The sequence below is a fragment of the Kitasatospora terrestris genome, from assembly GCF_039542905.1.
Classification (GTDB): domain Bacteria; phylum Actinomycetota; class Actinomycetes; order Streptomycetales; family Streptomycetaceae; genus Kitasatospora; species Kitasatospora terrestris.
In genome coordinates this window covers 8157440-8181289 of sequence record NZ_BAABIS010000001.1, presented here as the reverse complement: position 1 = coordinate 8181289, position 23850 = coordinate 8157440, and the positions used below count along the sequence as shown (strand labels likewise).

Annotated in this window: 24 protein-coding genes; 14 read left to right on the top strand and 10 right to left on the bottom strand. The window is 74.0% G+C overall.

All coding sequences use genetic code 11. The features are described from left to right. Positions 1–148: 148 nt before the first annotated feature. Positions 149–1594: a M20/M25/M40 family metallo-hydrolase gene (locus tag ABEB06_RS37285; protein ID WP_345701383.1), complete on the top strand. Its 1446-nt coding sequence runs from the start codon at positions 149–151 to the stop codon at positions 1592–1594. 54 nt (positions 1595–1648) lie between these two features. On the opposite strand, the gene ABEB06_RS37280 is transcribed toward ABEB06_RS37285, so the two are convergent. Beyond that, entirely contained in the window at positions 1649–3943 is a 2295-nt protein-coding gene (locus ABEB06_RS37280) for a catalase (protein WP_345701382.1), read from the bottom strand. Between the two features lie 358 nt (positions 3944–4301). Here ABEB06_RS37280 and ABEB06_RS37275 point away from each other — a divergent pair, with 358 nt between their 5' ends. The 10 genes from ABEB06_RS37275 (at position 4302) to ABEB06_RS37230 (ending at position 11556) form a co-directional block, all read left to right on the top strand. After that, positions 4302–4736, top strand: coding sequence for an ATP-binding protein (locus tag ABEB06_RS37275; protein WP_345701381.1), 435 nt, complete (start codon positions 4302–4304; stop codon positions 4734–4736). Positions 4737–4962: 226 nt separating this feature from the next. Further along, positions 4963–5193, top strand: coding sequence for a DUF6296 family protein (locus ABEB06_RS37270; RefSeq protein WP_345701380.1), 231 nt, complete (start codon positions 4963–4965; stop codon positions 5191–5193). 409 nt (positions 5194–5602) lie between these two features. Next, positions 5603–6115, top strand: a complete 513-nt coding sequence (locus ABEB06_RS37265) for a hypothetical protein (RefSeq protein ID WP_345701379.1) — start codon at positions 5603–5605, stop codon at positions 6113–6115. 37 nt (positions 6116–6152) lie between these two features. Then, positions 6153–6413 (top strand): DUF4235 domain-containing protein, encoded by a 261-nt coding sequence (locus ABEB06_RS37260; protein ID WP_345701378.1) that lies wholly within the window; start codon positions 6153–6155, stop codon positions 6411–6413. 180 nt (positions 6414–6593) lie between these two features. Next, positions 6594–7790 (top strand): carboxylate-amine ligase, encoded by a 1197-nt coding sequence (locus tag ABEB06_RS37255; RefSeq protein ID WP_345701377.1) that lies wholly within the window; start codon positions 6594–6596, stop codon positions 7788–7790. Between the two features lie 187 nt (positions 7791–7977). Continuing rightward, positions 7978–8511 carry a CinA family protein gene (locus tag ABEB06_RS37250; RefSeq protein WP_345701376.1) on the top strand — a complete coding sequence of 178 codons (534 nt, stop codon included), beginning with the start codon at positions 7978–7980 and terminating at the stop codon, positions 8509–8511. A 244-nt stretch (positions 8512–8755) separates the two neighbouring features. Next, on the top strand, positions 8756–9595 hold the full coding sequence (gene ddaH / locus ABEB06_RS37245; protein ID WP_345701375.1) for a dimethylargininase: 840 nt from the start codon (positions 8756–8758) through the stop codon (positions 9593–9595). Continuing rightward, positions 9592–10647 carry an iron-containing redox enzyme family protein gene (locus ABEB06_RS37240; RefSeq protein ID WP_345701374.1) on the top strand — a complete coding sequence of 352 codons (1056 nt, stop codon included), beginning with the start codon at positions 9592–9594 and terminating at the stop codon, positions 10645–10647. The genes ddaH and ABEB06_RS37240 overlap by 4 nt, the downstream gene beginning before the upstream one ends. Next, complete coding sequence (locus ABEB06_RS37235; RefSeq protein WP_345701373.1) at positions 10647–11339, top strand: HemK2/MTQ2 family protein methyltransferase; 693 nt, start codon at positions 10647–10649, stop codon at positions 11337–11339. The genes ABEB06_RS37240 and ABEB06_RS37235 overlap by 1 nt, the downstream gene beginning before the upstream one ends. Next, positions 11326–11556, top strand: a complete 231-nt coding sequence (locus tag ABEB06_RS37230; RefSeq protein ID WP_345701372.1) for a CDGSH iron-sulfur domain-containing protein — start codon at positions 11326–11328, stop codon at positions 11554–11556. Before ABEB06_RS37235 ends, ABEB06_RS37230 begins: the two co-directional genes overlap by 14 nt. 62 nt (positions 11557–11618) lie before the next feature. On the opposite strand, the gene ABEB06_RS37225 is transcribed toward ABEB06_RS37230, so the two are convergent. Both ABEB06_RS37225 and ABEB06_RS37220 read right to left on the bottom strand, forming a co-directional pair. Next, positions 11619–11942: a plasmid stabilization protein gene (locus ABEB06_RS37225; RefSeq protein WP_345701371.1), complete on the bottom strand. Its 324-nt coding sequence runs from the start codon at positions 11940–11942 to the stop codon at positions 11619–11621. 96 nt (positions 11943–12038) lie between these two features. Beyond that, entirely contained in the window at positions 12039–12644 is a 606-nt protein-coding gene (locus tag ABEB06_RS37220) for a flavodoxin family protein (RefSeq protein ID WP_345701370.1), read from the bottom strand. A gap of 201 nt (positions 12645–12845) precedes the next feature. On the opposite strand from ABEB06_RS37220, the gene ABEB06_RS37215 reads away from it, so the two are divergent. Continuing rightward, positions 12846–13220: an STAS domain-containing protein gene (locus ABEB06_RS37215; RefSeq protein WP_345701369.1), complete on the top strand. Its 375-nt coding sequence runs from the start codon at positions 12846–12848 to the stop codon at positions 13218–13220. A gap of 64 nt (positions 13221–13284) precedes the next feature. Here ABEB06_RS37215 and ABEB06_RS37210 read toward each other — a convergent pair whose 3' ends face one another. The 6 genes from ABEB06_RS37210 to ABEB06_RS37185 all read right to left on the bottom strand — a co-directional run bounded on the left by ABEB06_RS37210 (position 13285) and on the right by ABEB06_RS37185 (position 22431). Beyond that, positions 13285–13749, bottom strand: a complete 465-nt coding sequence (locus ABEB06_RS37210; protein WP_345701368.1) for an ATP-binding protein — start codon at positions 13747–13749, stop codon at positions 13285–13287. A 101-nt stretch (positions 13750–13850) separates the two neighbouring features. Further along, positions 13851–14249: an STAS domain-containing protein gene (locus tag ABEB06_RS37205; protein WP_345701367.1), complete on the bottom strand. Its 399-nt coding sequence runs from the start codon at positions 14247–14249 to the stop codon at positions 13851–13853. Between the two features lie 80 nt (positions 14250–14329). Then, the gene (locus ABEB06_RS37200) at positions 14330–15226 is read right to left on the bottom strand and encodes a SigB/SigF/SigG family RNA polymerase sigma factor (protein WP_425559743.1); all 897 of its coding nucleotides are present in this window, start codon (positions 15224–15226) and stop codon (positions 14330–14332) included. 55 nt (positions 15227–15281) lie between these two features. Beyond that, positions 15282–17774, bottom strand: a complete 2493-nt coding sequence (locus tag ABEB06_RS37195; protein ID WP_345701366.1) for a GAF domain-containing SpoIIE family protein phosphatase — start codon at positions 17772–17774, stop codon at positions 15282–15284. 56 nt (positions 17775–17830) lie between these two features. Beyond that, entirely contained in the window at positions 17831–22075 is a 4245-nt protein-coding gene (locus ABEB06_RS37190) for a HAMP domain-containing protein (protein ID WP_345701365.1), read from the bottom strand. A 188-nt stretch (positions 22076–22263) separates the two neighbouring features. Further along, the gene (locus ABEB06_RS37185; protein ID WP_345701364.1) at positions 22264–22431 is read right to left on the bottom strand and encodes a hydrophobic protein; all 168 of its coding nucleotides are present in this window, start codon (positions 22429–22431) and stop codon (positions 22264–22266) included. Positions 22432–22693: 262 nt separating this feature from the next. On the opposite strand from ABEB06_RS37185, the gene ABEB06_RS37180 reads away from it, so the two are divergent. Then, positions 22694–22915: a DUF6480 family protein gene (locus ABEB06_RS37180; protein ID WP_345701363.1), complete on the top strand. Its 222-nt coding sequence runs from the start codon at positions 22694–22696 to the stop codon at positions 22913–22915. A gap of 23 nt (positions 22916–22938) precedes the next feature. On the opposite strand, the gene ABEB06_RS37175 is transcribed toward ABEB06_RS37180, so the two are convergent. Then, positions 22939–23355, bottom strand: coding sequence for an SsgA family sporulation/cell division regulator (locus ABEB06_RS37175; RefSeq protein WP_345701362.1), 417 nt, complete (start codon positions 23353–23355; stop codon positions 22939–22941). A gap of 242 nt (positions 23356–23597) precedes the next feature. On the opposite strand from ABEB06_RS37175, the gene ABEB06_RS37170 reads away from it, so the two are divergent. Next, positions 23598–23849: a DUF6479 family protein gene (locus ABEB06_RS37170; protein ID WP_345701361.1), complete on the top strand. Its 252-nt coding sequence runs from the start codon at positions 23598–23600 to the stop codon at positions 23847–23849. Position 23850: the final 1 nt, after the last annotated feature.

Genomic DNA, 23850 nt, shown 5'->3' with positions numbered 1-23850 from the left:
GCGCCCGTTCCGCACCTGCGGACCGGGTGCCTCACCCGATCGGACCGCTGCCGCACCCGTGCGCGAGGCGTAACCCGGGCGCAGGTGGAAAGCCGTCCCACGGGTGGGCGAGGCAGGCGGGGGGACACGGAAGCGCTGGAGGTGGAGCATGGCCGGGCTCTCTGGGGACGGCGGGCGGCCCGTGCCGGCCCCGGCCGTCCGTGACCACGTCGACGGGCACCTGGAGGGGTGGGTGGAGGAGCTCGCGGCCTGGACGGCCGTCCCCTCCGTCTCGGCCGTCCCCGAGCACGCGTCCGACCTGGACGACTCGGCGCGGTTCCTCACGGAGCGGCTGCGGGAGGCGGGATTCCCGGAGGTGGACGTGTGGACCACCGCGGGCGCCCCCGCCGTCCACGCCCGCTGGCCCGCCCGGGACCCCGACGCGCCGACGCTGCTCGTCTACGGCCACCACGACGTGCGCGCCGTCGTCCCGGAGCACTGGCGCATCACCGCCCCGTTCTCGCCGCTGCGCCGCGGCGACCGGCTGTACGGCCGCGGCGCCTCCGACGCCAAGGCCCAACTCCTGTGCCACGTCTGGGCGCTGCGTACCCATCTGGCGGTCACCGGCCGTACCGCACCGGACTTCACGCTCCTCCTCGTCGTCGACGGCGAGGAGGAGATCGGCTCACCCCACCTGGCCGACCTGCTGGGCCGGCACGCGGGCCGGCTGCGGCCCGATGCCATCGTGCTGTCCGACACCATGCTCTGGTCCCTCGACGACGCGGCCGTCTGCACGGGGGTGCGCGGCGCGGTCAGCGCCCACCTGGAGATCCGCGGCGCCGACCACGACGTCCACAGCGGTCTCGTCGCCGGCGCGGCCCCGGACCCGTCGGCCGAGCTCTGCCGGGTCCTCGGGCACCTCCACGACGAGCGGGGCAGGGTCGCCGTCCCCCACTTCTACGACGACGTCCGGCCGCCCACCGCGGCCCGGCGGGCCGAACTCGCCTCCGTGCCCTTCGACACCGAGGACTGGCTGCGCCGCACCGGATGCCGCGGCGTGCGCGGCGAAGCGGGGTGGAGCGTGCTCGAACGCCTGTGGAGCCGGCCCGCCGCCGAGATCGCGGTGCTGCACGGCGGCGAGCCCGGGCTGCCCTCCCGGGGCGTCATGCCCGCGGTCGCCGCCGCCGACATCGGTCTGCGCCTGGTGCCCGACCAGAGCGCCGACCGGGCCGTCGACCAACTGCGCCAGTGGGTCGGGGAGCAGGTGTCGCCGGACTTCGCCTGGCGGCTGACCAGCCCGCCGATCAACGCCGACCCCTACTCCACCCCGGCCGGGCACCCGGTCCTGGCGGCCCTGGACCGGGCGGTGAGCCGGACCGTCGGCCGCCCGGCCGTCCACATCGGCAACGGGGGCAGCGCCCCGGCCGCGCTGCTGGCGCAGGCCCTGCACGCACCGGTGGTCTTCTACGGCACCGGCCTGCCCGAGGACCGCTGGCACGACGCCGACGAGAAGGTCGAACTCCGGGCCCTGCGCCAGGGGGTGGAGACCCTGGCGTACTTCTACGACGACCTGCCCCGGGCGCTGGGACGTCCTCCCGCGCACGCGGCGGCCTGACCGCCCGGGGCGGGCGGGGCGCACCGCGCGCACCGCCCGCCCGGGGAGCTCCGGTCAGTCGGACGACTCCGGCGGGGCCGGGAAACGCTCCCACACCCGGTGGGCGGCGAGGAGCGTCGTGATCCCGGCCAGGACGTCCTCGCCGTCGTCACCGAGCACGACGCCCGGTGCGTCGGCCGGGATGCCCGCCGCCTCCAGGGCCTGCCCGGCGGCGCCCCACCCGCCGACCGCCTTGCCGTGGCGCCACGCCTCCGTGAGCATCAGGGTGATGCGGGGATCGACGGGGGCGGCCGGAGCGGCGGGGTTCCCCGCCTTGGCGTCACGCGCGCCGTCCGCGTCCAGCCCGGGAGCGGGCACGCCGGCGAGCAGGACCGCGTCGAACTCGAGCGACCTGGCGGTGGCGAAGGTGCGCTGGACGGCGACGGGTTCCTCGCCGTCGACCCTCAACGCCCCACCGGTGGGGCCGACGACGAGCGGCACCATGTCGGCGTCCAGTACCGCCCGGCGAACGGTGTCGAGCCCGGCGAGGTCCGCGTCCGGGGCGGCCACCAGACCGACGACCCGGCCCGCCGTCGGCCAGGTGCGGCCGACCTGCGAGAGGGCGGGGCTGGGTGCGATGTCGGCCAGGTGCTCGGACCGCTCGGGAGCGGGCAGGCCCAGCCCCTGCGCCACCTGGGCGCACAGGTACGGGTCGATGTTGGCAAGGACCTTCAACGTGCGTTCCTTGACGGCCTGTTCGTAGCACTTGCCGAGTTCGAAGGTGTAGGCGGCGATGATGTGCTCGCGTTCGACCGGGCTCATGCTGGACCAGAACAGCCGGGGCTGGGTGAAGTGGTCGGAGAAGGAGACCGGCGCCTCACGGACCTTGCCCGTCGCGGCGATCGGGGTCGGGTGCTCGATGTAGCCGTGCTCGCCCGCGCCCGCGAAGAACGGACAGCCGCCGTCCAGCGAGTTCGGCTTGTACGGTGCGACGCCGCCGTGCACCGCGTCCTGGTGGAAGCCGTCCCGGAGCATGTCGTTGACCGGCGCGTGGGTGCGGTTGATCGGGATCTGGGCGAAGTTGGGGCCGCCGAGCCGGGTGATCTGGGTGTCGAGGTAGGAGAACAACCTGCCGGCCAGCAGCGGGTCGTCGGTGACGTCGATGCCGGGCACCAGGTGCCCGGGGTGGAAGGCGACCTGCTCCACCTCCGCGAAGAAGTTCGTCGGGTTGCCGTTGAGGGTGAGCAGGCCGACGGGCTGGACGGGGGCGAGCTCCTCCGGGACGATCTTCGTCGGGTCCAGCAGGTCGATGCCCTCGAACACCTGCTCCTCGTTGTCGGGGAACACCTGCACACCCAGCTCCCACTCCGGGAACGCGCCGGACTCGATGGCGTCGTACAGGTCCCGCCGGTGGAAGTCCGGGTCGAGGCCCGCGATCAGCTGGGCCTCCTCCCAGACCAGCGAGTGCACTCCCAGCTTCGGCTTCCAGTGCCATTTCACGAGCACCGTCCCGCCCTCGGCGTCGACCAGGCGGAAGGTGTGGACGCCGAAGCCCTCCATGGTCCGGTAGGACCGCGGGATCCCGCGGTCCGACATGTTCCACAGCGTGTGGTGGGTGGCCTCGGTGTGCAGCGAGACGAAGTCCCAGAAGGTGTCGTGGGCCGACTGCGCCTGCGGGATCTCCCGGTCCGGGTGCGGCTTGGCGGCGTGCACGACGTCGGGGAACTTGATGGCGTCCTGGACGAAGAAGACCGGGATGTTGTTGCCGACCAGGTCGAACACGCCCTCGGTGGTGTAGAACTTCGTGGCGAAGCCCCGGGTGTCACGGACGGTGTCCGCCGACCCCCGGGATCCCAGCACGGTCGAGAACCTGACGAACACCGGCGTCTCGACGTCCTCCGCCAGGAACGCCGCCCGGCAGATCCCGGTGGCCGTGCCGTACGCGCGGAACACTCCGTGCGCGGCCGCCCCGCGCGCGTGCACCACCCGCTCGGGGATCCGCTCGTGGTCGAAGTGCGTGATCTTCTCCCGCAGGTGGTGGTCCTGGAGGAGCACCGGTCCGCGGGGCCCCGCCTTGAGCGAGTGGTCGGAGTCGTGCAACCGGGTGCCCTGCGCCGTGGTGAGGTAGGCGCCGTGCTGTGACCGCGCGTCGGCTTCCGCCCCGTCCGTCCGGCCCGTCGCCGAGACAACGGCAGGGGCTTCCTGGTCCTGCTTGGGCGGCAGCGGATCGGCCGGCTCGACGGGCTCGGCGAGCGTCGGCGGCCGGGGCGCGGGCGCGCCCGGCACCTCGGGGCTGTCGTCCGGAAGGGCGGCCTCGGCCAGCTCCGCCACCTTGTCGACGATCTTCTTCACGGGTCCCTGGTCGGTCATCGGTTTCCTCCGGTGCGGTGGTCGCGGGTGCCGGACGCCACGGACGGACGCGGCAGCCGGCCGGGCGGATCGCCCAGCGGCAGGCGGTCGGCCGGGAGCGCAGCGAGGGGCACCGACACCTTGCGGGCCCCGTACGCTCCCATGCCGCCGCGGATCGACTCCGGCACCCGGCGCGTGCCCTGCGGCTCCAGCGGCAAACGGCCCCGTGGCACCGCGACGCCGCCGGCCGTCCACCACCGGCACCCCGCGCCGTGGACCTCCGGAATCCACGGGTCGGAAGAGACCCGGGGCCCGCCCGGCGTAACCCGGCGGGCACGGGAAAGACGCGCCGCAGGACCCCACCCCGGGAGTGTTTCCCATGACCACGCCGCCGGCCGTCCCGGTGCTCAGGTGCCGCCTGGCGTTCCCGGCCGGGCCGGGATCCGGTGTGGAGAAGGGCATCGCCTTCACCCGCCTGGCCCTGGCCGACTGGTTCCCCGGCGTGGACCGCCGCGCCGTCTGGGAGGCGGTCCTGGTGACGGCCGAGCTCCTCGCCAACGCCGCCACCCACGCCGGCGGCCCACTGACCCTGGACCTGTACCGGATCCCGGAGAACCGGGTCGGGATCGCCGTCAGCGACACCAGCACCGACCGACCGCAGCTCCAGCCGCTGTCACCGCACACCCCCGGCGGCCACGGCCTGCGGATCGTCGACCGCCTCGCCCGCGCCTGGGGAAGCAGCCCCACCACCACCGGTGGCAAGACCGTCTGGGCCGAATACGACCTCGCCCCACCGGCCCGGGGCGGCGGGTGACGGCCGGCGCCCCCGACCGGGCAGGCTTCGCCCCCGGGTCATTCCCGGCTCCCTTTCGTTTCCGGGGCTGGAGGAGGAGGCTGGAGAGGACGGAGTCGACGTGAGGCAACGCCGGGCGGCCCCTCCTGGGAAGGAGTGCCGGCACCGACGCGCTCTTCCCCGTCAGCCCAGCGTCCGCGCGGCCGGCACCGGCCACCGCGGACCGGCCCCCCGAAAGTGTGCCGTCATGACCACTGCCCGGCGCTACGCGCTCGTCCTGCCGGGACCACCCGGCTCCCACGCACCGTCCCGCGTCGTGAACGTCGCGTTCACCGGCGAGTTCACCCCGGACGGCTTCCCCGTCTACGCCGACCCGCACAGCGGCCTGCGGGTCGAGGTCCACGGCGGCGCCGCGAAGGTCCTCGGCACCTCGGAACCGCTCCTGCACACCTGCCTGCAGGCCGTCCTCGTCGCCTGACCCCGGCGGCGAGAGCCTGCGCACGCACCTCGGGTCGCGCGGGACGGGACCGGGCGGGCGAGGACGGGTTCACGACGGCTCCCCGCGATGCGCGACACGACTCCCCGCGATGCGCGGCGCGGCGACGCGTGGCGGCACCCGCACCGGGTAGGCGTGCGCGGACGGGACGAGTCGAAGGAGAGCTGACATCATGACCGCAGTTTCCGCGGTGACAGTGCCGCTGCCGCCGGCACCGCCCTTTCCGAGGCGGCCGCAGCCCCGGCCCGCGCCGCTCCTGCCCGACCTTCCGCCGCCCCGGGGGTGGGAAGCACCGCCGATTCGGACCGCGGGCGAAGGAGCGCCGTCCTCGCGCCGGGAGTTTCCGGTGGGGTCGGCGCCCCGCGCCGCACGGATGGAAGGATGACCGTCCATGCCCCGCATGCAGGCCGATCCTCTGGGCGTCTACCTGAACGACCACCTCACCGCAGCGTTCGCCGGCGCCGCACTCGCCGACCGGATGGCCGGAGCGCATCCCGACAGCCGTCGCGCCGAACTGAGCCGTCTGGCCCGCGACATCGAGCACGACCGCGACTTCCTGGTGCGGACCATGCGCACCCTGGGCGTCCCGGTGCACCGCTACCGCACCTGGCTGGGCCTGGCCGGGGAGCGTCTCGGCCGGCTCAAGCCCAACGGAACGCTCCTGCGCCGTTCCCCGCTCAGCGACCTGGTCGAACTGGAGGCCCTGCGGACCGGCGTCGAGGGCAAAGCCGCTCTCTGGCGGGCCCTGGGAGCCCTCGCCGAGGCGGACCACCGGGTCGACGCCGAAGAGTTGAAGCGCATGGGCGATCGGGCCGCCGAGCAGGCCCGCACGCTGGACGGCTGGCACCGCCAGGTCAGCGGGGCCGTCCTCGCGGACCGTCCGGCCGTGGACGCCCACCGCTGAGCGGGTGCCGCTGCGAAGGTCCACGGAGGAGGCGACGATGCTCAGGATTCTCTACAAGCCGTTCGGCCTGCTGGCGGGCGCGCTCGGCGGGGTCGTGGCCGGCGCCGTGTTCAAGCGGCTGTGGGCTGTCCTCGGCCACGAGGACGAGGCGCCCGAGGCCACCGACCAGGACCGCACCTGGCGGGAGGTGCTGCTGGCCGCCGCCCTGCAGGGCGCGGTCTTCGCCCTGGTCAGGGCGGTGATCGACCGCGGCGGCGCGGCCGGTGTCCGCCGGGTGACCGGCACGTGGCCCGGCTGAGGTCGGCCCGGCCGTGCGAACGGGCGTGAGGACGGCCCGACCGGGCCGCCGCGGGCGGTGGGCGGGCCGAGCTGCTGCGAGTGGCACCGGGTCCGATGTCGCGGTCTGCGGCCCCGCCGTTTGCGGGCCGCGAGGACCGGCCAGACGCGGGACGGGGAATCCGTGGTCAGGAGGACGTGCATGCGACGGGCAGCGATGAACGGTCGAGCCGATGTGCTGCGGTTCGGCGTCGAGGAGGAGTTCCTCCTGGTCGACCCGGCAACCCGGCGCACCGTGCCCCGGGCCGACCTCGTGGTGCCGCACGCCGCCCGTGCGCTCGGCGGCCGGGCGCAGCACGAGTTCCTCGCCACCCAGGTCGAGGCGTGCACCCGTCCGGTCACCACCGCCGCCGACCTGCGGGCGGAGCTGGCCTGCGCGCGCCGGGCCATGGTCGAAGCGGCCGAAGAGGCCGGATGCCTGCTGGTGGCCACCGGCACCGCGGTCCTTCCGAGCGACCATCCGCTGCCGCTCACCCCCACCGACCGCTACCGGCGCGTGGCCGCGCACGTGGACGGCACCGCCGACCAACTGGGCGGCGAGCTCTGCGGCTGCCACGTGCACGTGGGCGACCTGAGCCGCGCCGACGCGCTGGCGGTCAGCGCCCGCCTGCGTCCGTGGCTGCCCGTCCTGCAGGCGCTGTGCGTCAACTCGCCGTTCTGCGAGGGCCGGGACGTCGGCGCCGCGAGCAGTCGCGCCGGCCGCTACCTGGCGTGGCCCACCTGCGGGCCCGCGCCGGTCCTGGACCTGGACGGGTACGAGCAGACGATGCGGCAGCTGACCGACGACCGCGTGATCCTCGACCGGCGGATGCTGTACTGGTACGCGCGGCCCTCCGAGCACCTGCCGACCTTGGAGGTCAGGGTCGCGGACACCAACGCGGACGCGGAGACCCCGCTCATGCTGGCCGTCCTGCTGCGCGCACTGGCGCAGACCTTCCTCGGCTTCCACCGCCGCGGTGGCCCGCCGCCGCCGATGCCGGCGGTGGTCCTGCGCGAGGCCCATCGGCAGGCGGCGCTCGGCGGCCTGGCCGGCGTCGGTACGGACCCGGTCACGGGGCGGCGCGTGGCGACGCGCCGGCTCGTCACGGACCTGCTCGAACTCGCCGCTCCCGCCCTGGACATGGCCGGCGACCTGGAGACCGCCCGCGCGCTCGTCCACCGCCGGCTGACCCGCGGCACCGGCGCGGACCGGCAGCGGGCCGTGTTCGACCGCCGCCGGTCGCTGACCGACGTGGTGGACGACCTCGCCCGCCTCACCGCCCGGGGCGCGGCCGCGGTTCCGGGCTCCGGCCCGGTCACCGCCCGGAGCAACGTCGAGAGCACCGTGGCCGCGTGGTGAACGGCGGGCCGCAGCAGGCGTTTCCTCCCGGCTGCGCGGAGCAGAAGCCCGGCATGGAGCAGTCCCGGACGCCCGTGAGCGAAGCCCTCGCGCACTCCCCCGCCGACCCGTGCCTCGTCCGGCCCCTGGGGGCCGACGTGTTCCGCGCGGACGCGCCGCCCGCCGGCGGGCGGGTGGGGTAGGGGCGATGTCGTACCGCACCGGCCCGGCCGGCCGCACGGACGGGCCACCGCACGGACCCGAGCGGGCCGAGGTCCTGACGCGGCAGATCGCCGCGGCGCTGGCCGCCGCCGGGCACACCGTGGCCGTGGCGGAGTCGTTGACCGCCGGGCGCCTCGCGGCCGCCATGGCCGATGCGCCCGGCGCGGGGGAAACCTTCCTCGGCGGGGTCGTCGCCTACGCCACCGAGGTCAAGGAAGCCGTACTCGGCGTCGACGCCGAACTCCTCGCGGCGACCGGCGCCGTGCACCCCGACGTGGCCGTCCAGATGGCCCAGGGGGTCCGGGACGTCCTGGGCGCGACCTACGGCCTCGCCACCACCGGGGTCGCCGGGCCCGCGGGACAGGACGGCCGGGCACCCGGCACGGTGTACGTCGCCGTGGCCGGCCCCCGGGGCAGTCGTGCGGCGGCCCCGGCCCTGCGGGGCGCCGAGCCCGATGCCGTGCGGACCGGCGCCCTCCTGGCCGCCCTGCAGCTGCTCCACGACGCGCTGCGGCCCTGAACCAGGCACGTGCCCGCCCGGCACGTCGGGGCCGGTACGCCGGGGCCGGCTCGTCGCAGGCCGGCGGGAGCAGGACTTGATCGAAGACGGGCCGTGTCCGGCGGGCGGCGCCGGGTAGACGCGCCCAGAGCCGCAGCCACCCGGAGGTGAGCATGGAGATCAGGAGCGACCGCAGCGCCGATCCCGTCCCCCCGGCTGCCCGCCGATCTCTGACCACGTCCCCGGCACACTACAGGAGCACCCGATGACCACCACCGTCCCGTGCCGAGTCGCCACCCGCCGGCGCTTCCTGCTCTGCCCACCGGCCTACTTCGCGGTCGAGTACGCGATCAACCCGTGGATGGACCCGAGCCGCCCGGTGGACGCCGATGCCGCCCTGCGGCAGTGGCGGACGCTCCGCGACACGCTGCGCGAGCTGGGCCACCGGGTGGAGACGCTGCAGCCCCTGCCGCGGCTGCCCGACATGGTGTTCGCCGCGAACGGGGCCTCGGTGGTGGACGGCCGGGTGCTGGTCGCCAGGTTCCGGCACCCCGAGCGGGCGCCGGAGGCGGCGGCCCACCGCTCGTGGTTCCGGCAGGCGGGGTACCGGCCGACGGTCGCGCAACTGCCGAACGAGGGCCAAGGCGACTTCCTTCCGGTCGGCGACCTGGTCCTGGCGGGCTCGGGCCTGCGGACCAGCCCGGCCGCGCACCGGGAGGCGGAGGCGGCGCTCGGCCGACGGGTCGTCAGCCTGCAGCTGACCGATCCGCGCTTCTACCACCTGGACACCGCGCTGGCCGTGCTGAGCGAGGACCAGATCATGTACTACCCGCCCGCCTTCACGCCCGAGAGCGACCGCACGCTGCGCGCGCTCTTCCCCCGGGCGATCCTGGCCACCGACCGGGACGCCGACGTCCTCGGCCTCAACGCGATCAGCGACGGCCGTCACGTCCTGCTCACCGACGCCGCCGAAGGCCTCGCCGAGCAGCTGCGCGCCGACGGCTTCGTGCCCGTCGGGGTGCACCTGCCCGAGCTGCTGAAGGGGGGCGGCGGCCCGAAGTGCTGCGTCCTGGAGCTCCACCCGGCGCCCGGGGGGCACCGGTGACCTCCACCACCGCGACCGGCCTCGCCCCGCACGCCGCAGGTCCGCCGCCCGCACTGCCGAGGCCACGCGGACCGGTCAGCGCCGCCCTCCTCGCCGCCCTGCGGGGCACCGCCGCCGGCCCGAACACCCGGATCGAGCGGCCGCCGCTCGGCGACCCCTGGGGCGAGGACGTCCAGCTGGCCCTCTACGTCTGCTACGAACTGCACTACCAGGGCTTCGCCGGAGTCGACCCCGAACGGGAGTGGGACGCCTCGGTGCTCGCCCTGCGGTCCGCGCTGGAGCAGGTGTTCCTGGCCGCCGTACGGGAGGAGACCGGCGAACCCCCGCCCCTGTCCGCCGCGCTGTCCGCCCTGCTGGCCGAGGAGACCGACGGCACCGGCCCGTCCCACCACCTCCTCGAGCGCGGTGAGCGCTGGCAGCTGCGCGAGTACCTGGCGCACCGCTCGCTCTACCACCTCAAGGAGGCCGACCCGCAGATGTGGGTGGTCCCGCGGCTGCCGAACCCCGCCAAGGCCGCGCTGGTCACGGTGCAGTACGACGAGTACGGCGGCGGCCGCCCCGAGCGCGCCCACGCCCAACTGTTCGCCGAGATGATGGCGGACCTCGGACTGGCCCCCGGGTACGGTCACTACCTCGACGCCGTGCCCGCCCCCGCGCTGGCGGTGGTCAACCTGATGTCGCTGTTCGGCCTGCACCGCGCCCTGCGCGGCGCGCTGGTCGGGCAGTTCGCCACCGTGGAGATCACCTCTCCACCGGGTGCCGCCCGCCTCGCCGCAGCGCTCGAACGCCTCGGCGCCTCCCCGGCCGGCACCCTCTTCTACCGCGAGCACGTGGTGGCCGACGCCGTCCACGAGCAGCTCGTGCGCCGCACCGTCATCACCCCGCTGGTCAAGGACGATCCCTCGCTCGGCCCCGACATCGCCTTCGGCATCGCCGCCACCGGCGCGGTCGAGGCCCGCTTCGGCAACCACCTGCTCAGCTGCTGGCACGACGACCGGAGCTCCCTGCTCACCCCCCTCCCGGACTCCCCGCAACCGAAAGGCGGTGCGTGATGTCAGTGATCAAGGCCGACCGGCCCGGCACCCGCCGCACCACGCTTCTGCTCAAACCCCCCGGCGTGTACCCCGCCCAGGGCGACACCTCGCTCCTCGTCGAGGCGCTGCGCCGCGAACGGCCCGCGCCCGGGTCGAGCCTCCTCGATCTCGGGACCGGCACCGGAGCCGTCGCCCTGGCAGCCGCCGAGCTCGGCGCGGCGGTGACCGCCGTCGACCTCTCCCGGCTCGCGCTCGCCACCGCCTGGCTGAACGCCCGGCTTCGCCACCTGCGCCTCAAGGTCCGCCACGGCGACCTCACCTCACCGGTCGCCGGCGACCGCTTCGACTACATCGTCTCCAACCCGCCCTACGTGCCCTCGGAACTGACCGGGCCGCCGCGCCGCGGCATCGCGCGGGCCTGGGACGCCGGGCCGACCGGGCGGCTGCTCCTCGACCGGATCTGCCGCCAGGCGCCCCGGCTGCTGACCCCCGGCGGTGTCCTGCTGATCGTGCAGTCCTCCCTGGCCAATCCGGACGCCACGCTCGACGCCCTGCACCGGGCGGGGCTGCGGGCCGGACTGGTGGCGGCCCGCCGGCAGCGGTTCGGCCCGGTGATGTCGGAGCGCGCCGACTGGTTCGAGGAACGCGGGCTGATCGCTCCCGGCGAGCGCGAGGAGACCTTGGTGGTGGTCCGCGGTGTCCGGGCCTGACGAACGTCCCGTTCCCCGCCTGAGGCTGACCGGCAGCGGCCCGGTCCTGGTCGACGGCCCCGTGGAGATCGTGCTGCCCGACGGCCGGAGCGTCCGGGCCGACCGCCCGGTCACCGCCCTGTGCACCTGTCGCCGGAGCCGCCAGTACCCCTTCTGTGACACCAGCCACCGCAGCCGCGGGGCGGACCGGCGCACGGAACGGGGCGACGGGACGTGACGCCCTGAGGCAGGCGTGGGCCCGGTCCCTCGGGACCGGGCCCACGCCTGCGGCTGTTGCTCCTACCGGCCGAGGGCGTCCTGCAGTTCCTTCTTGTTCATCTTCGAACGGCCGTCGATGTTCCGCTTCTTGGCCTCGTTGTACAGCTGTTCCTTGGTCGGGCCCCGGGAGCCGCTGTGGGAGCGCTGTCCGCCGCGCTCGGACGAGGACATGTCCTGGCGGGAGCTGCGACTGGAGGTCTTCGACTCGCCGTGCCGGGCACGTTCCTTGTTGACGGTGCGGGCGGCGATCTCCTCCGCCCGCTCCTTGCTCTCACCGCGGTCCAGCGCGCTGTCCTTGATGTGCTCGTACTGCCTCTCCCGTTTCGGGCTCGATCCGCGAGGCATGCTCGATCACCCCTGTCCGTGTCGTCGTGGGGCACGCGCCCCACGGTCCGCCTTTCCCCCGTCGGCTGCGGCAAACGGAGCCGGCCGGGCACGGTCCTACCGGGCCGGGGCGGGCCACGGGCGGGAGGCGAGGGCGGTGGCGACGTGGTGCAGGTTGCGGGCCATGGTGCGGCCGGTGGTGCGGGACCACTCGTGGCCCTTGTCGTCGTCCAGGTAGTCGGGCCCGGGGCCGGGGCCCAGGTGCCAGTAGGTCCAGGCCTGCGCCGGGACGGTGTACCCGATGTCGACCAGGGCACCGCCGATCTCGCTGATCACGTGGTGGGCGCCGTCCTCGTTGCCCGTGACCACCACGCCGGCGACGCGGCCGTAGCCCGCGGGGCGGCCCTCGTCGTCGGTCTCGGAGATCATCGCGTCCATCCGTTCCAGCACGCGCTGGGCGATCGAGGACGGGCGGCCGACCCAGGTCGGCGAAGCGACGACCAGGATCTCGGCGGCCACCACCTTGGCGTGCACCTCCGGCCACTGGTCGCCGCCGCCCATGTCGGTCTTCACCCCGGGTTTGAGGTCGAGGTCGACGGCGCGGACGGTGTCGACCTCCACCCCCAGCGAGGTGAGCTCGGCCGCGACGACGGCGGCCAGTGCCTCGGTGTTCGACGGCTCGGGGGACGGCTTGAGGGTGCAGTTCACGATCAGTGCTCGCATGCCCAGCGGTTACCCGCGTGGCCGGCCGCCATGTGGGCGGACGCCTGCGGTCACCCGTTCGGCACCGTCCGGAGCCGGCGGCTGCGCCCCGCGGCCGCCCTCGCCGCTCCGGTTCGTTTCCGGAGCTGTAGCGACGGGCTCGAGGGGGCAGGATCGAAGAGGGCGACAACGCCCGCGGCCCGGTGTGGAAAGGAGCCCGTCGTGGACACGGTGCTGAGCACCAGCCGCTGCCCGGCGCCGCCGGGCATGCGGATCGTCGCGCTGCACGGCCACGCGGACCTGGACACCGCCGCCGCGCTGGCCCGCGCCCTCCACCAGGCCCTGGACACCGCACCCGTCCCCGGGACACTGGTCGTCGACTGCTCCGACCTGACGTTCTGCTCCTCCTCCGGCCTCAACGAACTCCTCCGCGCCCGCCGCGCCGCGAACGCGGCCGGCATCGCCTTCCGGCTCGCCGCACCCAGCGGCCAGGTCACCCGGCTGCTCCGGGTCACCGAGGCGGACACCGTCTTCGACATCCTGGCCGCCCGCCCGCTGCCGCCCGACCGCAGCGTCTCCGTGGAGGGATGGGTGTGACCACCGCGCACGGCGGTCGGCGGGACGGCGGCAGCTGCGCCGGCTCGGACGGCCGCGCCCCGGCTCAGGTGTTCGGCGAGCGGGTGTCGATCTCGGCCCAGACGGTCTTGCCCCATGCCTGCGGCGCCGCGCCCCACCGGTCGGAGGCCTGCTGCACGATGTACAGGCCGTGGCCGCCGGGCATCTCGGGTCGGTGCGGCCGGCGCGGGGCGGGCAGGACGGGCGAGTTGTCGCTGACCTCGATCCGGAGGCGGGTGGGGTGGGCGTCGAGGACGAGCTCGATCGGGCCGCCCGCGTGGAGCACGGCGTTGGCGACCAGTTCCGCGACCAGCAGGACGACGTCCTCGGACCCGGGCCACGACCAGTCGGTGAGCGCGCTCAGGGTGAACGCCCTGGCCCGCGTCACGACCTGCTGCTGACCCGCGAAGGGCAGCCGCCGCCGCTGTCCGGCGGCCGGCAGCGTCGGGGCGAAGGCGGACGCCGGGGGGGCGAAGGCCTGTTCGTCCAGGGTTTCCCGGCGAGTGTTCATGAACGGGCACCCTTCGGAGTCGACGCTGTCTGCTGGGTCTGCTGCCCGGCCCGGCCCGGATCATTCCCGCGCATCCGTGTGCTCGAAGTCATCGTCCACTCCTACCGGGGGGCGGTGAGCGCGGACGCGGTGTCCGGGTGCAGCGAGAACACGGTGTCGGCGCCGGTCAGTTCCAGCAGCCGCAGGACCGTCGGGGACGCGCCCGCGAGGCGCAGCTCGGTGCCGGCCGCGTTGGCGGCCATCCGGACCTTGAGCAGCATGTTGAGGCCCGAGGAGTCGCAGAATCCCACCTGCTCCAGGTCGACGACCAGGACGTCGGGGCGGTCGCGGATCGCCTCGTCGAGCGCTGTCGCGGCCGGAGCCAGCGTCTCGATGTCCAGGTCGCCCGCGAGGGCGCAGACGGCGGCTCGGTCGTCGGCGGACTGCGGCCGGGCGACCGGCCCGGCTGCGGGGTCGGTGCGGTCCGGCACGGTCGGCTCGGTGTCGTTCTGGGATGGCATCGGTGTCCCCCTCCACGGGTGTCCTCATGACCTTACGCAGACGCAGCTGGTGCGGCCAAGTCGCTGTCTGTGCGGCGCTCTCAGGCCCCGTCGAGGCCCTGGCGCAGCTGGTCGAGCGCGCGGCTGAGCAGGCGGGAGACCTGCATCTGGGACAGGCCGATGCGGGCGCCGATCTGCGACTGGGTCAGGTCCTGGGTGAAGCGCATGGACAGGATGAGGCGGTCGCGTTCGGGCAGCGCGGCTATGAGGGGCTTGAGGGCGACGAGGTTCTCGACGAGGTCGAGCCGTCCGTCGGGCTCTCCGAGGCGGTCCGCGAGAGCACCGGGCCGGTCGCCGTCGCGGGATCCGGCCGTGTCGATGGAGTCGGTGCTGTGGGCGTTGGCGGCGGTGAGGCCTTCGAGGATCTCGTCCTGCGGGAGCGACAGGTGGTCGGCGAGTTCGGCGACGGTCGGGGCCCGGTCGAGGCGCTGGGAGAGTTCGTCCTGGGCCTTGGCGAGGGTGATGCGCAGTTCCTGCAGGCGCCTGGGCACGTGGACGGCCCAGGTGGTGTCGCGGAAGTGCCGTCGGATCTCCCCCAGGACGGTGGGGATGGCGAAGGTGGCGAACTCCGCACCGTGGTCGGGGTCGAAGCGGTCGATGGCCTTGATCAGGCCGACCGAGCCGACCTGGAGCAGGTCGTCGGTGGATTCCTGCTGCGAGCCGAAGCGCCGGATCGCGTACCGGACCAGCGACAGGTTGATCTCGACCAGGGTGGAGCGCACGTAGGAGTACTCCCGGGTGCCCTCCTCGAGCGTGGCGAGGCGGGCGAGGAGCACCTTGGTCAGCTCGCGGGCGTCGGCCGGCGCGACCTGGCGCGGGTCCTCGACGCCGGCCAGCTCGGGCAGGATCCGTCGCGCGGTCCTGGGCGCCGGGACCGCGGCGGTGCTGCTCCCCAGGGCGGGCGCCTGGAGGAGGAGTTCGTCACTGGTCACAGCCACGTCGGTCCCTTCTTCGGAGGTACGGTCCGTCCCCCGGTACCCGCGTTCCCGGTCTTCATGCGCCGAATCCCTGTGAAGGATTGGTGGACAATTCGTGATGGATCGACTGGTGGACCGAGATGCCGACGAGACAGGTGTCGTCGTCCGTGTCCGCGTTGCTGTGGCGCAGGAGGTGGTCGAGGTGGGCCTCGAGGTCGTCCGTCCCGTCCTCCTGGGTGCGGGAGGTCTGCTCGCTCAGCGCCAGGAGGGCGCGGAGCGAGGCCTGGACCGACTGGTCCCGGCGCTCGATGAGGCCGTCGGTGAACATCACCAGCGTGTCGCCGGGCGCGAGGTCGACGTGCTCCTCCTCGTAGTCGGCGTGGTCGAGTGCTCCCAGCAGGATGCCGCCCGGCTGCGGCAGGGTGCTCGCCCGGCCGTCGCGCAGCAGGACGGGGGGCAGGTGCCCGGCGCGGGCCCAGCGCAGGTGTCGCGTCGTCGGGTGGTAGAGGGCGCAGACGGCGGTGGCGGTGACGTTGTCGGTGAGGTGGTGGGTGACGCTGTTGAGCCAGGTGAGCAGTTGGGCGGGGCCGGCGCCGGTGGCGGCCAGGCCGCGCAGGGCGTTGCGCAGGGCGACCATGCCGGTGGCCGCCTCGATGCCGTGCCCGGCGACGTCGCCCACGCACAGCAGGATCTCGCCGGAGGGCAGGGCGAGGGTGTCGTACCAGTCCCCGCCGACCAGGTGGTCCTTCTCGGCGGGCCGGTAGCGGACCGCGACCTCCAGGTCGTGCAGGGTGAGGGGGCCCCGGGCGGGCGGCATGATGGCGTGCTGGAGCTGCAGGGCGAGGCGGTTGCGTTCGGCGGCCTGCTGCTCGGTGTGGGCGAGTTGGTCGCGGGCCGCGGCGAGGGCGACCTCGGTCCAGTGCTGGGCCGAGATGTCCTGGTAGGCACCCCGGACGGTGACCACCGCGGCGTCGTGGTCGTGGACCGGTTCGGCGACGACGCGGATGTGGCGGGCGACACCGTCCGGGCGTTGCAGGCGGAACGCCGTGGAGGCCGGGCGGTGGTGGTGCAGCAGGGTGCGGAGGAACCGGTCGATGGCGGGCCGGTCGTCGGGGTGGGCGTGGTCGGGGAGCCGCAGCAGGGCGATCGGCTGTGCGGTGGGCGGCAGGCCGTGCAGGTCGTAGAGGGTGTCGTTCCACGCGATCTGACCGCTCTGGAGGTGCTCCTCGAAGCCGCCGATCCGGCCCAGCCGCTGCGCGTGCTGGAGGAGTCGGGCGACGCGCGGGGTGCCGTCGTCGAGTCGCCAGATCACCACGACGTGCCGTCCGTGCCGGTTGATGCTGACCTGGGCCCGGGCGTGGAGGGCGACGCCGTCGACGGTCGCGGCGAGGGGCATGTCCGCGGTGCGGAACGGCTCGCCGGTGGCGAAGACGTGCTCGATCTTCTCGGCGAGGCCGCCGGCCTCCGCGGCGAGCGGGTAGGCCTCCAGCAGGCGTGCCCCGGCGACGGCGCTGGCGGGCCGGCCGGCGAAGTCGACGAAGGCGGGGTTGACGTGCCGGACGGCGAACTCCAGTGGCAGTTCGGCCCGGCCGGGCGCGAGGCGCAGGACCAGGCACGGGTCGAGGATGCCGTCGGTCAGCCGCTGGAGGTCCTCGAACTCGCGGTCCGCGTCGTCCACCGCACCGGGCCCGGCTCCGGTCTCCAGCGTGATGGCGCACAGTTCCGCGAGCGCCTCGAACTGGCGCCGCAAGGGCTGGGACTGTTCGGGCAGCAGGGTCTCCCAGCAGACCTCCAGCACGCCGATCAGCCGGCCGCCGGTCCCGGCGGGCACGACGATCCGTCCGCCGGTGAACTCGTGCTGGCCGATGGTCGGCAGGCCCGCCTGGGCGAGCGTCGGGTAGACGACGGTCTCGCGTTCGTCGAGCGCCCGGCGGGCCGGGGTGGACACACCGGGCGGTACGTGCCGCCAGCGCCGGGCCTCCGCCTCGCCGAAGCCGGCGCTGCCCTCCAGGGTCATCGACTGGTCCGTGTGGGCGGCCCAGATCGCGACGGCGACGGCCCCGAGCGGGCGCAGCGCGGTGGCGAGCATCGAGTCGGCGACCGACTCGCTGTCTCCGGCGGCCAGGCTGTGCGCCTCGGCCGCGCGCAGCCGCAGCGCGGGGCCGTCGGTCCGCTCGGCGGAGCCGGAGACGAAGTCCCGGGCGATGGCGGAGATCTTGTCGGCGGCCACCTGGTTGACCAGGTCGGCGGCGAACTCCAGCACGGGCACGTCGGCCTGCTCGGCCAGGGCGGCGAGTTGGGCGGCGGCCTGGGTCGGGCCGCAGCCCAGCCGTTCGATCAGGACTCCGGCGGCCATCTCTATCAGTGAGCGGCCGGCGGCGTCCTGGCGGGCCAGCGCGAGTTCCGCGCGCAGGCTCTCCACCGTGGCGGCGAGCCGGGTGACCGCCGCGGGGCCGGCCTGGACGGCGGCGTGATCGCCCCCGTGGTCGCGCTGGGCGACGACGGCGGGCACCGCGGGGGCGGGGGCCGCCGCGGGACGGGTCGTGGTCGGATCGAGGGATTCGTGCACACCGGTCTCCTGACGGGACGTGAGCTGTTCTGGGGCTCAGGGCGGGTCAGGACGGCTCAGGAGGGCGCGGCGGTGAGCTGGTCCCGGATGCGGCTGATCAGTTCGGCGGCGTCGACCGGCTTGGTGATGTAGTCGCTGGCTCCGGCCGCCAGGCTCTTCTCCCGGTCGCCGATCATGGCCTTCGCGGTGACAGCGATGATCGGGAGGCGGGCGTGCTCGGGCATCGCGCGGATCGCCGCGGTCGCCGTGTATCCGTCCATCTCGGGCATCATCACGTCCATCAGGATGACGTCGATCCCCGGGTGGGCGGCCAGGGAGTCGAGCGCGGCGCGCCCGTTCTCGGCCTTGAGGACCTCCATGCCGTGCAGTTCGAGGATGCCGGTGATCGCGTACAGGTTGCGGTCGTCGTCGTCCACCACGAGCGCGGTGCGGCCGGTCAGGCTCGGGTCCGCCTCGGGTTCCCAGGCGGGGGCGGTACGCGGCCGGATGTCCTCGGGGCTGGCGGCGCTCATGTGCAGGGCCACGCGTTCGCGCAGCTCGTCCAGGCTGGACAGGATCTCCAGCGGCCGGGCGGCCCCGGCGGTGAGCAGGTCGTCGTCGGTGGCGAAGCCGCGGCTGCGGTGGGCGAGCACGGGGACGGCGTGCAGCGCCGGATCGCCGTCCATGTCCTTGAGCAGCGCGAAGGCGGCGCCGCCGGGCAGGTCGAGGTCGAGCACCACGCAGTGGCACGGGCCGTCCGCCAGGGTGGCGGCCGCCTCGTGCGCGCCGACGGCGGTGACGATCTCCAGCTCGCGTCCGTCGGGCCGGGGCAGGTCGGTGAGCGCGTTCTCGCAGACCAGGCCGAGCAGCCCGTTCGTCCGGGCCTCGACGACCAGCAGCCGGCGGGCGGGCAGCGGCACCGCGGGAAGGTCGGCGACGGCCGGGCGGCCGGCGGCCTCGACGGCGGTGCCCGGCGCCACCGCGGGCGTCTCCGGGAGGTCGGCGCGGGTGATGGGCAGGTACAGGGTGAAGGTGCTGCCCTGGCCGAGCACGCTCTCCACCGTGATGCCGCCACCGAGCAGGTAGGCGATCTCGCGGCTGATCGACAGCCCGAGTCCGGTGCCCCCGTACTTGCGGCTGGTGGTGCCGTCGGCCTGCTGGAAGGCGCCGAAGACGGTCTCCAGGTGCTGCGGAGCGATGCCGATCCCGGTGTCGGTGACCCGGAAGGCCAGGACCGGGCCGTCGAGGCGCGCGCCGTCGGGGAGTTCCCGGGGGTCGACCTGGTCGATGATCAGCTGGACGCTGCCCTGTTCGGTGAACTTCACCGCGTTGGAGAGCAGGTTGCGCAGCACCTGGCGCAGCCGGTAGTCGTCGGTGCGCAGCGCCTCGGGCACGCCGTGGCCGGTGCGCACGGTGAGGGCGAGGTTCTTCTGGCCGGTCATCGGGCGGAACGTCGCCTCGACGTAGTCGACCAGGCTCGCCACGGAGACCGTCTCGAGGTTGAGGTCCATCTTGCCGGCCTCGACCTTGGAGAGGTCCAGGATGTCGTTGATCAGCTGCAGCAGGTCGGAGCCGGCGGAGTGGATGATGCCGGCGTACTCGACCTGCTTGGCGGTCAGGTTGCGGGTCGGGTTCTGGGCGAGCAGCTGCGCGAGGATCAGCAGGCTGTTGAGCGGGGTGCGCAGTTCGTGGCTCATGTTGGCCAGGAACTCCGACTTGTACTTCGAGGCGACCGACAACTGGTGGGCCCGGTCCTCGAGTTCCTGGCGGGCCTGCTCGATCTCCAGGTTCTTGGCCTCGATGTCGCCCTTCTGGGCGGCCAGCAGCTCCGCCTTCTCCTCGAGTTCGGAGTTGGAGACCTGCAGCTCCTCCTGGCGGGCCTGCAGTTCCTCGGAGCGGGCCTGGAGTTCGGCGGCGAGCCGCTGGGACTCGCCGAGCAGTTCGTCGGTCCGGGCGTTGGCGACGATCGTGTTGACGTTGACGCCGATCGTCTCCATCAGCTGGTCCAGGAAGTCGCGGTGGACCGGGGTGAAGGGCTGGACGGCCGCGAGCTCGATCACGCCGAGGACCTGGTCCTCGACGGTGATCGGCAGCACCATCAGGGCGAGCGCCTCGGTGCGGCCGAGGCCGGAGGCCGCCGAGAGGTAGCCGGGCGGCAGGTGGTCGACGGCGATGGTGCGGCGGCTGCGCGCGGCCTGGCCCACGAACGACTCGCCGAGCCGGAAGACCTCGGGCCGCGGGCCGTCGGGGAAGGCGTAGGAGGCGACCAGGCGGAGCACCGTGCCCTCGCCGGTCTCCTCGGCGAGGTAGAAGGCGCCGCACTGGGCCGAGACCAGCGGGGTCAGTTCGTCCATGATCGACTCGGCGACGGCCGCGAGGTCCCGGCGGCCCTGCATCAGGGCCGCGATCCGGGCCAGGTTGGTCTTCAGCCAGTCCTGGTCCTCGTTGGCACGGGTGGTCTCGCGCAGGGACTCCACCATGAAGTTGATGTTGTCCTTGAGGTCGGCGACCTCGCCGGAGGCGTCCACGGTGATCGACCGGGTCAGGTCGCCGGCGGTCACCGCGCTGGTCACCTCGGCGATCGCGCGGACCTGGCGGGTCAGGTTGCCCGCGAGTTCGTTGACGTTCTCGGTGAGGCGCTTCCAGGTGCCGGAGACGCCCTCGACCTCGGCCTGACCGCCCAGGCGCCCCTCGCTGCCGACCTCGCGGGCCACCCGGGTGACCTCGGCGGCGAACGAGGACAGCTGGTCGACCATGGTGTTGATGGTGGTCTTCAGCTCCAGGATCTCGCCCCGCGCGTCGACGTCGATCTTGCGGGTCAGGTCGCCGTTGGCGACCGCCGTGGTGACCTGGGCGATGTTGCGCACCTGGCTGGTCAGGTTGTGCGCCATGAAGTTGACGTTGTCGGTGAGGTCCTTCCAGGTGCCCGCGACGTTCAGGACGCGCGCCTGGCCGCCCAGCGTGCCTTCGGTGCCCACCTCGCGGGCCACCCGGGTCACCTCGTCGGCGAACGCGGAGAGCGTGTCGACCATGGTGTTGATCACGCCGGCGAGGGCGGCGACCTCGCCCTTGGCCTCGACGTTGATCTTCTGCGAGAGGTCGCCCTTGGCGACGGCGGTGGCGACCTGGGCGATGCTGCGGACCTGCCCGGTGAGGTTGGACGCCATCACGTTGACGTTGTCCGTCAGGTCCTTCCACGTGCCGGACACGCCGCGGACGGTGGCCTGGCCGCCCAGGTTGCCCTCGGTGCCGACCTCGCGGGCGACCCGGGTGACCTCGTCCGCGAACGCCGAGAGCTGGTCGACCATCGTGTTGATGGTCTCCTTCAGCTCCAGGATCTCGCCCCGCGCGTCCACCCTGATCTTCTGCGACAGGTCGCCCTGGGCCACCGCCGTGGTGACCGACGCGATCGCGCGGACCTGGGCCGTGAGGTTGTCCGCCATGACGTTCACGGACTCGGTGAGGTCGCGCCACGTTCCCGAGACGTCCCGGACGTCCGCCTGGCCGCCGAGCCGGCCCTCGGTGCCCACCTCGCGCGCGACCCGGGTCACCTCCCCGGCGAACGAACCGAGCTGGTCCACCATGGTGTTGATGGTGTTCTTCAGCTCCAGGATCTCGCCCCGCGCGTCCACCCTGATCTTCTGCGAGAGGTCGCCCTGGGCGACGGCGGTGGCGACCTGCGCGATGCTGCGGACCTGGCCGGTCAGGTTGCCCGCCATGAAGTTCACCGAGTCCGTGAGGTCGCGCCACGTCCCCGAGACGCCCTTCACGTCCGCCTGGCCGCCCAGAATGCCCTCGGTGCCCACCTCGCGCGCGACCCGGGTCACCTCCCCGGCGAACGAACCGAGCTGGTCCACCATGGTGTTGACGGTGTTCTTCAGCTGCAGGATCTCACCCCGCGCGTCCACGGTGATCTTCTGCGACAGGTCGCCCTCGGCCACCGCCGTGGCGACCTGCGCGATGTCCCGGACCTGGGTCGTCAGGTTGCCGGCCATCGCGTTCACGGAGTCCGTCAGGTCCGCCCACGTCCCCGAGACGCCCGGCACCTGCGCCTGGCCGCCCAGCCGCCCCTCGGTGCCCACCTCGCGGGCCACCCGGGTCACCTCCGAGGTGAACCGCGACAGCTGGTCGACCATGCCGTTGAACACACCCGCGATCTCGCCCAGCAGACCGTCCGCGTCGTCCGGCAGCCGGGTGCCGAAGTCCCCGTCGCGCACCGACGTCAACCCGGCCAGCAGCAGCCGCAGCTCCGGCACCCCGACCTGCGCGGCGTCCGGGCCCGCGTCCCCGCGGGAACCGTTCTGCGTGGTTGAACCAGCCATCGACCGTCGCCTCCTAGAGCCACCCGGGCGCCGAACACCGGCAGCCGTCCTGCAACACGGGCACGTACCGCCCCGAAACTACCCCAAGCCCCCACCCGATCCGAAAAGCCCGGATCGGCCCCCGGCGCACCCGAGGCCGCAGCCCCCGGAGCGATCCCGGGGACTGCGGCCTGTCGGTCGGGGAACCCCTACCAGCGGTACCAGCGGTAACGACCCGAGGAATGGCTGCCACGGGCGACGAAGCCGACCAACCACACGACCAGGACGATGAAGGCCACCCACCAGAGGGCCTTCAGCGCGAATCCGGCGCCGAAGAGGATCAGGGCCAGCAGCAGGACGAGAAGAAGGGGAACCATCGAGACCTCCGTAGTCGGTATCGGGATGCCGGGTGCCCCGAGCGGGAAGGATCATGCACGGATTCCCGAAACCGGTCCGGCCCTCCTGCGTTCGGGTCACCGGCGACCTCGGCTGCCAGCACGCGCCCAGGCGCCGGGCGCCGACCTCGCGCCGGCCGCCGTGCCCGCTCCGGCGGGTCGACCTCGTCGGCGTGACCCGGACGCAGCCGGGTAGGCGCGACGCGGAACGCCCAGCAGGACGACCCGCCACGGAGGAGGAACCATGTCGACGCCGGATCCCGATCCACGCCACACCCCCGGGCTGACCGGGGACGGCACTCTGCGCGACGGCGACACCCCGCCCGCCGAAGGCGGCATCTCGGGGATCTCGCACCCCGAGCCGCCCGAGGTCACCCACGCGTGGGGCCCCGCCACCCTGATCACCTTCGTCGCCGTCCTGGTCTGCCTGGTGATCGCGGGCATCGTGCTCGGCCTGGTGCTCTGAGCCCCGCCGGCTTCGGACGCGGGTCAGCCGGCCGCGAGGATCCACTGCACGACGGCGTCGATGTCCAGGTGGTCGGACTCCGAACCGGCGGGCACCAGCGCGAAGCTGTCGGCGAGGAAGGCGGTGATCAGCTCCCCGGGGGCGCTGATCACCGCCTGCCCGGTCGGCCCCCGCAGGGTGATGCGGACGTCCCCCGCGTCGCCGGGGCCGACCCGCACGTCGCCGCTGCCGGCGGGCGCGTACCGGCCCTCGTCCAGCAGGTCGCGGCTGAAGTACCAGCACACCGCCAGGTCGTCGTCCGCGCAGTCGCACCCGGCGACCGGGAACGACAGGCACGCCGCGAAGGGGCGGCTGGTGTCGAAGCGCAGCTCCGCGAGGATCGGCACGTGGGGGTGGTCGCTGTCCGGAAGGGTGACCAGCATCGGTCGGACGGCGGACATCGGCATTGAGGCACCTTCCGTGGCGTCATGCCGCCCTACGGGCAGGCTGTGGGCGCTCGGCTACCCGGTGGCCGCAACGGCAGGCGGCCCGACCGGAACCTCCACAACTCCTCCGCACATCCGGCAGCCGGCCCGGCCTCCGGGGGTTGGGGTCGGCCGGTGCGGAAAGACGCACCGCGAGCCGCCGGTGAGGACTGCCGTGCGGCCACCCCACGAAGTCGCAACGAAGGGAATCCCCGCTCATGGTCGACCGAACGGTCCAGCTCTCCGCGTCCCTGTCAGGCACCGGGCTCCTGGTCCCGGCGGTGGTGATCCTCGCCGTCCTCATCGCGGCCTTCGTCTGGGGCAGCCGCCGACGAGCCCGCGCCAAGGGGCCCGCCTACCGCCCCGGGGAGCGCCGCGGCCCGCGCTCGGGCTCGTGGAGCACTCCGGACGAATCCGACGCCGACCGCCCCGGCGGCTCCGAGTACGGCGACCGCCCGCCCTCTCGATGAC